The organism is Paractinoplanes atraurantiacus, assembly GCF_900215205.1.
Taxonomy (GTDB): domain Bacteria; phylum Actinomycetota; class Actinomycetes; order Mycobacteriales; family Micromonosporaceae; genus Actinoplanes; species Actinoplanes atraurantiacus.
In genome coordinates this window covers 173,673-183,008 of the sequence record NZ_OBDY01000022.1, presented here as the reverse complement: position 1 = coordinate 183,008, position 9,336 = coordinate 173,673, and the positions used below count along the sequence as shown (strand labels likewise).

Annotated in this window: 10 protein-coding genes; 2 read left to right on the top strand and 8 right to left on the bottom strand. The window is 70.0% G+C overall.

What is annotated here, in order from left to right:
• On the top strand, nt 1-721 hold a 721-nt coding region (locus tag CRP55_RS36325), incomplete at its 5' end, for a transposase (RefSeq protein WP_245923593.1).
• Nucleotides 722-1,117: 396 nt separating this feature from the next.
• Here the strand turns inward: CRP55_RS36325 and CRP55_RS36320 are convergent.
• Genes CRP55_RS36320 through rpmF form a run of 4 tightly spaced genes read right to left on the bottom strand, consistent with a single transcriptional unit; the run spans nt 1,118 to nt 4,817 of the window.
• Nucleotides 1,118-2,545 carry a GGDEF domain-containing protein gene (locus CRP55_RS36320; protein ID WP_097326406.1) on the bottom strand — a complete coding sequence of 476 codons (1,428 nt, stop codon included), beginning with the start codon at nt 2,543-2,545 and terminating at the stop codon, nt 1,118-1,120.
• 54 nt (nt 2,546-2,599) lie between these two features.
• A complete protein-coding gene (locus tag CRP55_RS36315) occupies nt 2,600-3,520 on the bottom strand; it encodes a GTP-binding protein (RefSeq protein WP_097326404.1) in 921 nt (306 codons plus the stop codon).
• Nucleotides 3,520-4,641 (bottom strand): GTP-binding protein, encoded by a 1,122-nt coding sequence (locus CRP55_RS36310; RefSeq protein ID WP_097326402.1) that lies wholly within the window; start codon nt 4,639-4,641, stop codon nt 3,520-3,522. Before CRP55_RS36310 ends, CRP55_RS36315 begins: the two co-directional genes overlap by 1 nt.
• A complete protein-coding gene (gene rpmF, locus CRP55_RS36305) occupies nt 4,638-4,817 on the bottom strand; it encodes a 50S ribosomal protein L32 (protein WP_097326399.1) in 180 nt (59 codons plus the stop codon). The genes CRP55_RS36310 and rpmF overlap by 4 nt, the downstream gene beginning before the upstream one ends.
• 55 nt (nt 4,818-4,872) lie before the next feature.
• Between rpmF and CRP55_RS56340 the strand changes: the two genes are divergently transcribed.
• On the top strand, nt 4,873-5,301 hold the full coding sequence (locus CRP55_RS56340) for a zinc-ribbon domain-containing protein (protein ID WP_143235159.1): 429 nt from the start codon (nt 4,873-4,875) through the stop codon (nt 5,299-5,301).
• A 68-nt stretch (nt 5,302-5,369) separates the two neighbouring features.
• On the opposite strand, the gene CRP55_RS36295 is transcribed toward CRP55_RS56340, so the two are convergent.
• The 4 genes from CRP55_RS36295 to CRP55_RS36280 are packed head-to-tail and all read right to left on the bottom strand — an operon-like array spanning nt 5,370 to nt 9,296.
• Nucleotides 5,370-6,218, bottom strand: coding sequence for an anchored repeat-type ABC transporter permease subunit (locus CRP55_RS36295; RefSeq protein ID WP_097326394.1), 849 nt, complete (start codon nt 6,216-6,218; stop codon nt 5,370-5,372).
• A 1-nt stretch (nt 6,219) separates the two neighbouring features.
• Complete coding sequence (locus CRP55_RS36290) at nt 6,220-6,939, bottom strand: anchored repeat-type ABC transporter ATP-binding subunit (protein WP_097326392.1); 720 nt, start codon at nt 6,937-6,939, stop codon at nt 6,220-6,222.
• Nucleotides 6,936-7,790, bottom strand: coding sequence for a choice-of-anchor M domain-containing protein (locus tag CRP55_RS36285; protein ID WP_245923592.1), 855 nt, complete (start codon nt 7,788-7,790; stop codon nt 6,936-6,938). The genes CRP55_RS36290 and CRP55_RS36285 overlap by 4 nt, the downstream gene beginning before the upstream one ends.
• A gap of 12 nt (nt 7,791-7,802) precedes the next feature.
• Nucleotides 7,803-9,296 carry an anchored repeat ABC transporter, substrate-binding protein gene (locus CRP55_RS36280; RefSeq protein WP_097326390.1) on the bottom strand — a complete coding sequence of 498 codons (1,494 nt, stop codon included), beginning with the start codon at nt 9,294-9,296 and terminating at the stop codon, nt 7,803-7,805.
• Between the last annotated feature and the right edge of the window lie 40 nt (nt 9,297-9,336).

Genomic DNA, 9,336 nt, shown 5'->3' with positions numbered 1-9,336 from the left:
AGGTCGGGGTCACGACCGCGTGGCAGGCGATGCGCCGGCTCGGTTACACCGCCCAGTTGCCCATTCCCCGCGCGATCGAGCGGGACGAAGCCGCGATCGCGCATTGGCGCCGGTATCAGTGGCCGGCGGTAAAAGAGTCGCCGCCCGCGCGACCGCCTGGATTGTCTTTGCCGATGAGTGTGGCCAGACGCTGAAGACCCATAAGGCCACCACCTGGGCGCCGAAAGGCCGGACACCCGTGGTCAAGGTGACCGCGAAGGGCACCGTGCGGGTGTCGGTGGCCGGGCTGTGCTGTTACCGGCCCGGCGAACGTTCCCGGCTGATCTACCGCACGCTGACCTATCGCGGGCGTAAAGGCGAACCGAAAGGCTTGCGGGAGCCGGAGCTGATTCGCTTGCTGGACGCCGCCCACCAGCAGTTGCAGGCCCCGATCGTGCTGGTCTGGGACCGCCTGTCATTGCACAAGACTCCCGCGATGCGAGCGGCGATCGCCGCCCGGTCCTGGCTACGGGTTTACGAACTACCGGCCTACGCGCCGGAACTGAACCCGGTCGAGAAGGTCTGGTCGACGATGAAGACCAGTCTGGGCAATCTCGCCGTGCGGACCGCCAACGAGCTCACTGCCGCGGTGAAGAACCGCCTCAACCGCATGCAATACCGCATCGGACTGATCGACGGGCACTTCACCGGAACAGGTCTACCTCCACCAGCACCGCCCTGACCCCCACCCCAAAGGTGTCTAGTCACGCACTCGACAGCGTGGCTTTGGTGCAGCCAATGACCCTGCGTCCGCGAACTGCCGTGCGCGCGTCCGGTCAGCTCCGGCCGCGGCCCACCGCCGGTGTCGAGGGCCGACGAGTCGTAGACGCCACCCGGCACCCGGCCGGCCGGACCGAACGAACGAAAACCGATCAACCCACCCTCGTCGACCAACGCGGAGAAACCACTGGCGGAATCGACCAGGAAACCCGGATCGACGCAGGTGGTGTTGTAACAGTCATAGGGCGCCGGGTATCGCCAGGCGACGATGTCGGCGGCGTACTCCGCCGTCATGTGCACGGTCCGTACGAGGACAGTCAACGCGGGCCAACCAAGGTCAACATCTACGGCCGAAGTACTAGGATCCGGCCACGACGAAGCGGCCCCGGCCCTGTCGTTTGGCCTGGTACATCGCGATGTCGGCGGAGCGCAGCACGTCGGTGGCGCTGATCTCGGCGCCGTCGGTCTCGGCGGCGATGCCGATGCTGGCGCCCACGTGCAGGGTGAGCCCGTTCCAGATCACCGGCTGCGCGACGTCGTGCAGGACGCGCTCGGCCAGCCGGATGGCCTCGGCCGGCGGTGCGGCCGGGCAGAGCATGACGAACTCGTCGCCGCCGAGGCGGGTCACCAGGTCGGTCTCCCGTACGGCGGCCGACAACCGCCGTGACACCACCCGCAGGACGGCATCGCCGGCCTCGTGGCCGTGCTCGTCGTTGATCTGCTTGAAGCCGTCCAGGTCGAGGTAGAGGACGCTGACCGGTGCGTCCGCGGCGGGCAGCAGCCGGCCGAGCCGGTCGGCCAGCACGGCCCGGTTGGACAGGCCGGTCAGCGGGTCGTGCCGCGCCTGGAACGCCAGCTCGGCCTGGGTGCGCTCCTGCTCGCGTACGGCCGTGGTGAACCTCGTCAGCACGAAGGCGGCGCAGGCGGTCGTGGCGATGATGAGAATGATCTGGTTCTGGTCGAAGCCGGACTGCAGCATGGTCAGCATCGGCGCCGTCATCAGGGCCAGGCCGAGGAAGAGCACCCGCGCCGGGTGCAGCACGGTCGCGCGGGGCCCGGGGTGCATCAGTTCGCCGCGCGCCGGGTGCAGCGCCGCGGCCACGATCAGCGCGTTGCCGAGCGCGATGAGCGGGCCGATGCGGGAGACGAGGGAGTAGTCCAGCACGTACGGCAGCAGGTTGTAGCCCAGGTCGACGCCGAGGTAGAGGCCGACCGCGGCCAGCAGCAGGCGGGTCGGTGCGGTCCGGGTGCCGGGGGAGAGCGCGATGAGCAGCGTGCCGGCCAGCAGCACCACGTCGCCGACCGGGTAGAGCGCCGGAATGACCGAGTCGGCCACGCCGTAGCCGGCGCTGAGCACCGGCTCGACCAGGAACTGCCAGCTCGCCGCGCCCGCCGCCACGGTCAGGGTGAGGCTGTCGAGCACCGCCGGCCTCATCCGTCCCGGCGCCCGCCGACGGGCCATCAGGGCCAGCGCCGCCGCCAGCAGCGGATATCCGGACAGCCAGAAGGCGTCGGCGACGCCGACCGAGGGCACCGTACCGACGTACGACTGCACCAGCTCGATGGCGTCCCCGGTGAACCACAGCGTGATGGCCGTCGCGATCAGCACCCAGGGCAGGCGCGCGCCGTGGCTCTGGCGGCGGGCCGCCCACCAGCTCATCCCGCACAGGGACAGGTAGAGCGCGGCGTAGAGGACGTTGCCGGCATCCGACCCGTAGGTGACCATGCACGCCGCGACCGCGGCCACCGTGACGACGAGGAACCAGCGGATGCCCGGGGCGTTCATGTCTGTGTCGTCGGCAGGCCCCGGCCGGAGATGAGCCGGTGTGACGTGGATCGGCTATCGGAAAGGGTCGGGCAGCCGGCGCCAGGCTTGTTCGCCGTCGGCCAGCTCGTAGTCGGTGAGCAGGCAGCGGCTCAGCACCCGGTGGATGTGCACCGGGTCGAGGTCGATGCCGATGAAGGCCAGATGGTGGTGGCGGTCGCCGTAGTACGGATCCCAGTCGATCTCGGCGGCCAGGAGCCGTTCGGTGTCCACGCCCGGCCACTGGTCGAGCGGCAGCGCGTCCAGCCAGCCGCTGACCGGGCCCAGGCTGAGCTCGCCGGCCGACTCCCACGTCATCGCCAGGTCGGGCCGGCTGGCCAGCCAGAAGTGGCCCCGCGAGCGCAGCACGTTGTCGGTCACGTCGTCGAGGGCGTCGTGCAGCCGCCCGGGATGGAACGGCCGGCGGGCGTGGAAGACGCACGAGACGACGCCGTGGTCGGGCACGGGCTCGTGAACGCCGACGGCGTGGCCGCGCAGCCCGCGGGTGACCGGCGCGAGGGGTTCGGCGCGCCCGTGCAGGGCCGGGACGGTGTGGCTCGCCCACGGCGCGAGGCGGTGCAGCAGCACGCGGATCTGCTCGGTCTCCCACTCGTCGTCGCCTTCGCGCCGCCCGGTCAGCAGCACCGTGTCGGCCTGCTCGATCTGGTGGGCCACCAGGTCACCGATGGCCGACTCGCTGGTGAGGCCGTCCAGCACGAGGTCGGCCGGGACGACGGTGGTCACGCTGGGTGCGTTCGCTTGGGGGGCCCAGGCCGTACGGACGTCGTCCGGCTCACAGTCCTCGGGCAGCACCACGACGGCGTTGTCGGGCGCGGCGAGCGCGTCGCCGAGCGAGGCGCAGGAGATCAGCCGCCGGCCCGGATCCGTGGCGAGCAGGGCCCACGCGGCCTCGGCGGTGGCCCGCGGCCAGAAGCCGCCGAGCATGGTGACGGCCATCAGTGCTGGTGAACCGGGTCGAGCTCCCACACCGGGAACGGATCGGGCAGCAGGCGCCAGGCCTCGTCACCGGCGGCCAGCTCGTCGGCGGTCAGCAGGCACGCCCGCAGGCGGTCGCCGAGCTCACCGACCGGCAGGTCCACGCCGATGAAGACCAGCTCCTGACCGGCGTCGCCGTCGGCCGCGCCCATCGGATCCAGCCGCCCGTTCGGGCCGGCCTGCGACCAGAGCGCCATCGTGTCCGGCCGTGTGGCGAGCCGGAGAAAACCTTTGGAGCGCAATATTGCGTACGACTCAATCGCCGTCTCGAAAAGCTCCCAGAGTCGTTGCGGATGGAACGGCTCGGCCGCGCGGAACAGGAGGCTGCCGATGCCGTACTCGATGGTCTCGGGAATGCGCTCGCCGTTGAGCTCGGCCACCCAGCCGGGCGCGGTCTCGGCCGCGGCCATGTCGAACCGCCCGGTGTGCATCAGATCCTTCGGGGCGACGCGGCCCATGACCGAGCGGATCTGCCGGGCGGACGGGTTGAGCCGGGTCACCAGCGCCTCGACCCGGTGCAACTCGGCCATGGTGACCAGGTCGGTCTTGTTGATGACGACCACGTCGGCGAACTCGAGCTGGTCGACCAGCAGGTCGGCGATGGTGCGGTCGTCACCTTCGTACGCGCCCAGACCGCGTTCCTCGAGAGTCTCACCCCCGTTGATGCGGGCGATCAGGTGCGGCGCGTCGACGACGGTGACCATGGTGTCGAGATCGGCGACATCGGCCAGCACGCGCTCGTCGTCATCGATCCCGAACGCGAACGTGGCCGCAACCGGCATCGGCTCGGAGATCCCACTCGACTCGATGAGCAGATAGTCGAAACGCCCCTGCCGGGCCAGCGCGGCGACCTCACCGAGCAGGTCGTCGCGCAAGGTGCAGCAGATGCACCCGTTGGTCATCTCGACCAGCCGCTCCTCGGTCCGCACCAGCGCCGCGTCGATGTTGACCTCACTCATGTCGTTGACGATGACGGCGACCCGCAGCCCATCCTGGTTGGCCAGCACGTGGTTGAGCAGCGTGGTCTTCCCGGCCCCGAGAAACCCGGACAGCACCGTGACCGGCAGCCTGCCTTCCTTCATCGCCCCTCGACCACCTGACGGCCGCGGTAGATCCCGCAGTGCGCACAGGCCCGATGCGGAATCACCTTCTCCTTACGAGGGCAGGGGCAGTCGGCAAGCCCGGGCACGGACGCCTTCCACCGAGCGCGCCGGTGCCGGGTGTTGGAGCGCGACGTGCGCCGCTTCGGGACAGCCATGAAACTCCTCAGCTAGTTGAAAACGATTGTCATTATAGAGTACGTGCGATGGTAGGTGGCGGCTCGGCTCGGCGCAGGCGAAGTGTCGTATCCGGATGCGACCCTTGCCGGGTGTTGGCGAAGACCTTGTTGCGCGATACGCATCCACACCACCGGGAGCGCCCGGAAAGTGTGGTGGTTCCGCACGGCCGCGGCGGACCACGTCTGGGAGGCGACGGTCAACAACCGGACCGACGGTTCGACCGGGTGCCCCTGCTGTGCGCGTAAGAAGGTGTCGGTGACGAACTCGCTCGCCACGATCTCGCCCGACGTGGCCGCGCAGCTCGACCCGGATCGCAACGACGGACTCACCGCTGACTGCAGGGCATCACCAACGTTCCCGGCCAGCGAGTGGCGCAACACGCCAAGCGCGGCTGGCGGCTGGTCGAGCTGTTCCCCGCTTTCGAAGGCTCGGTTGCGCGCTCGGTGGAGCAGCGTTTCCTGACGTTGTTGACCGCTCGTCCAGATCTACGAAGCGATCGGCTACCACCCGTCTCCCCTTCAGGTCGACAGCTAGGCGGTCAGCCGGGCCAGGAGGCCGTGGCGTGGGGCGGTCACGTGGGCCAGGAGGAAGGCGGCGGTCAGGGTCAGGACGATGGTGCCGCCGACGGGGAAGTCCCACGACCAGGAGACGTACAGGCCGACGGTGGCTCCGCCGGCACCGATCAGCGGGGCCAGGACCATCATCACGGGCAGGCGGTCGGTCAGGAGGCGGGCCGTGGCGGCCGGGGTGACCAGCAGGGCCAGGACCAGGATGTTGCCGATGGTCTGCACCGCCATCACCACGGCCAGCGTGACCAGCACGTAGAGGACCAGGTCGAGCCAGAAGACACGCAGGCCCAGCGCGCGGGCCATCTCGCGGTCCAGGGTGACCGCCACGAACTCCTTGTGGAGCAGGAAGACCGCCAGCAGCACGGCGATGGTGGTGCCGCCCACGACGTACAGGTCGCGGTCGGGAATGCCGGTGATGGAGCCGAACAGGAACTGCTGGAGGGAACCGGCGTAGCCGGGCGCCCGGGAGATGACCACGATGCCGAGGGCGAACGCGGCCACGAAGAAGATGCCGATGACCGAGTCCTCCTTCAGCCGCCGGTTCTGGGCGAAAACGGTGACCAGCAAGGCCGTCACGATGCCGGCGACCGTGCCGCCGACGACCAGGCTGCCGGAGAACAGGAAGGCGATGGCCAGTCCGGGGAAGACCGCGTGGGCCACGGCGTCGCCGATGAAGGCCATGCCGCGCAGCACCACGTAGCAGCCGACGACCCCGCACATGACGGCGGCGAGGGTGGCGATGGTCAGGGCCTTGGGCAGGAAGGCCAGGCCGGGGTTGGCCAGGTCGGCCAGGAACTGCAGCGGGGACACGTCACGCTCCGACGAGTTTGAGCAGGTGGCTGCCGGGGCCGACGTCGAACGTCCGCATCCAGGCCCCGGGGTCGCGCAGCTCGGCCGCCGGGCCGTCGGCGATGACGGTGCGGTTCAGCAGGATCAGCCGGTCGCAGGTGTACGCGGCGGCGGCCAGGTCGTGGGTGGCCATGACCACGGCCCGGTCGCGCGCGAGGTCGGCGAACAGCGCGGTCAGGGTCTCCTGCGACGGCATGTCGAGGCCGGTGAAAGGCTCGTCCAGCAGGAGTACGGGCGGCGACAGGACCAGGGCCCGGGCGAGGAGAACCCGTTGGCGTTGCCCGCCGGAGAGCTCGCCGACGGGGCGCTTTCGCAATTCATTGAGGTGTACGCGGTCGAGCGCGTCCCAGACCGCCTCCCAGTGCCCGGCGCGTGGGCGGCGGAACAGGCCGATCCGGCGGACCAGCCCGCTCAGCACGGTGTCCTCGACGGAGGCGGGGAAGTCCCAGGTGAACTCGTGCCGCTGCGGCACGTAGCCGGGCGCGGAACCGGCCACGCTGACCCGGCCCTGCCGCAGCGGCACCAGGCCGAGCGCGGCCCGCAGCAGCGTCGTCTTGCCCGCTCCGTTCGGGCCGAGCAGGGCGACCAGCTCACCCGCGCCGACGCGCAGGTTGACGTCGCGCAGGACGGGGCGACCGCCCAGATCGGCTGCTACATCGGTCATTTCGAGGGCCGCGCTCATCGGGCCGCCCGCTCTTTCTCGGCGCGGCGCCGCACGGCCGACTGCCGGAGCGCGAGGCTCGCGATGAGCGCGGCGACGAGGGCGCCGCCGCCGAAAAGGAAGGGCGTCATCGACGTACGCGAAGGGCTGTCTTTGAAAGCCGCAGCAGCGGAACCGGAAGGCAGGGGTTGGGTGAAAGCGGCCGTGCGGGCGTCATCGGGATCGGTCGCGTCGCCGACGGCCAGGCGCAGAACGGTGCTGGCGCTCGCGTCTCCGGCCGTGATGTCGAGGGCCAGCAGGTAGACGCCGGGCTTGCCGAAGACCCAGTTCGCGTGGGTGTGCGTGTTGGCCTCGACCCAGATCGGTTGCGGGTACGGCTTGGCCGAGCTCCACAATACCTGTGGCGCACCGAGATTGCCCGATTGCAGGAAGACGGTGACAGCGCCCGGCCCCTGCGCGCCGCGCAGGTTCATGGTGACGCCCCGGTCGATCGCCTTCAGGGCGGCCGGATCCTGAGTGTTCCAGCCGATCCATACCACGTCCGGCTTCTCGGTCTGCGGCACCACATGCACCCGCGTGCCGGGCTTCTCGCCGAGGAAAGCGTACGCCTCGTCGTCCGGAACCGCCTGCCGCGCGGTGTCGCGGATCCGCAGCACGGTCGCGGCCGGCTCCCGCCACACGGCCGGAACAGTGTGGTCGTCGTGAATCTGCACGGACCACCGGCCGTCGCGGAGCGTCGGTCCAATGTCGATATGGCCGCTTTCGATGACGGCGTCGCCGCGCGCCTGTGCTTGGCCGGCGGCCGGCGGCGGAACGGTCGGTGTGGCGCCCAGAACGGCGGCGGCCGTGAGGCACAGCAATGAGTGGAGCACAGCGGATCCTCGTCAGGTCAGGCAGCGGTGAAGGGAATCGGCGTTGAAGCGCATCATCGCCACGTAACTGGTCACGCGGTCGTCGAAGGCGTCGCCGTAGATGTCGCAGACGCGCACGTGCTCCTGCCGGGCCACCTCGACCAGCGTCGAGGAGCGCGCCCGCAGGTTCGGTTCCAGGAAAACGGCCCGCACGCGCAGATGGCGCAAGGTCTCGGTGAGACGGCGGCGGTCGGCCAGGCTCGGTTCCACAGCCGGGTTCGGGGTCACAAAACCAGCGACCACGATTTTGTACGCCTTCGCGAGGTACCCGAACGCATCGTGCGTCGTGACCAGGTAGCGGCTCGGCTCGGGGATGGCGGCGATCCGGTCCCGCACATAGTCGTCGAGCTCGGTCAGCTCGCGCAGGTATCGGTCGGTGTTGGCCCGATATTCGGCCGCACCCGCGGGATCGGCCTCGATGAGACTGTCGCGGATCAATTCGGCGTACGCCTGTGCGTTGCCCACGTCCTGCCACAGGTGAGGGTCGATCTCGCCGTGCACGTGCCGTCCGAGAACGGCCTGCGGCAGTTGGTAGACGCGAGTGCCGGGGCGGCCGAGGAATCGCATGCCCGGTCCGGCCGGCACCTCGCGCAGAGCCTTGGCCGGCACCTCGATGACCGTGCGGGCGGGGTCCAGTCGTCCGTCGTCGCTCAGCAGATAGATCTCGCCGCTGTCGATGTCGGCGGTGATGTCGGTGTGGCCGTTGCGCAGCACGGTCGCCCCGGCCATGCCGGGCACGGTGTGCGGGTCGACGCCGACCGCGAAGGTGACGGTCTGCTCGCCCATCGGCACGGGCCGGCCGACCTCGAGCTGGGCGCGCAGGTCGAGGCGGTAGACGCCGGGTTCGGTGAAGGCCCAACTCATGTGCATGTGGGCGTCCGGCGGCAGGACGGCGGTGTCGTCGCTTTCGCCGGAGCCGATGAAGACGTCCGGGTTGCCGAACGACTCGGTCAGATAGGCGGTGAGCCGGCCCGGCCCGGAGATTCCGGTCGCGGAGAGCCGGACGTCCGAGGTGCGGTCGGCCCCGAGTTGGGCGCCGTCACCGGCGACGCGCAGCCCGAGCCAGACGGTGTCGAGCGAGACGTCCTCGACGAGCGGGATGATCTCGGCGGCGTATTTGGTGGCCCCTTCGGCCAGCGAGATCTGCTCGACCCCGTCCGGCAGGTTGGCGTCGAGGGTCTTGATGACGTTCTGCGCCTCCAGCAGCAGATAATTGCTGAAGGCCAGATCGGCGTAGACGACGTTGCGGACGTCGCGCAGGGTCGGCTCGTACGCGTGGGCGTCGGCGTTGTCCGGCACTATCGAGTCAACCAGCACGCGGTCGCCGCCCACGTGGCGGACCAGGTCGGCCAAAATGCCGGTGGTGGTGACGACCTGGACCCGGCCGTCGGCGGCACTGAGCGCGGGCGGTGGCGTGCAGCCGGCGAGGGCGGCCAGCAGGGTGAGGGCGGCGATCGGGCGTCTCATCAGGCAATCCCGTACGGTGAAATGGTGGGCCCGCTCCAAT

Bases quoted from the DNA above. Each gene is read 5' to 3' on its own strand.
- CRP55_RS36310 (WP_097326402.1), bottom strand. From the start codon at position 4,641: ATGAAGGAAGGCAGGCTGCCGGTCACGGTGCTGTCCGGGTTTCTCGGG.
- CRP55_RS36280 (WP_097326390.1), bottom strand. From the start codon at position 9,296: ATGAGACGCCCGATCGCCGCCCTCACCCTGCTGGCCGCCCTCGCCGGC.
- CRP55_RS36290 (WP_097326392.1), bottom strand. From the start codon at position 6,939: ATGAGCGCGGCCCTCGAAATGACCGATGTAGCAGCCGATCTGGGCGGT.
- rpmF (WP_097326399.1), bottom strand. From the start codon at position 4,817: ATGGCTGTCCCGAAGCGGCGCACGTCGCGCTCCAACACCCGGCACCGG.
- CRP55_RS36315 (WP_097326404.1), bottom strand. From the start codon at position 3,520: ATGGCCGTCACCATGCTCGGCGGCTTCTGGCCGCGGGCCACCGCCGAG.
- CRP55_RS36320 (WP_097326406.1), bottom strand. From the start codon at position 2,545: ATGAACGCCCCGGGCATCCGCTGGTTCCTCGTCGTCACGGTGGCCGCG.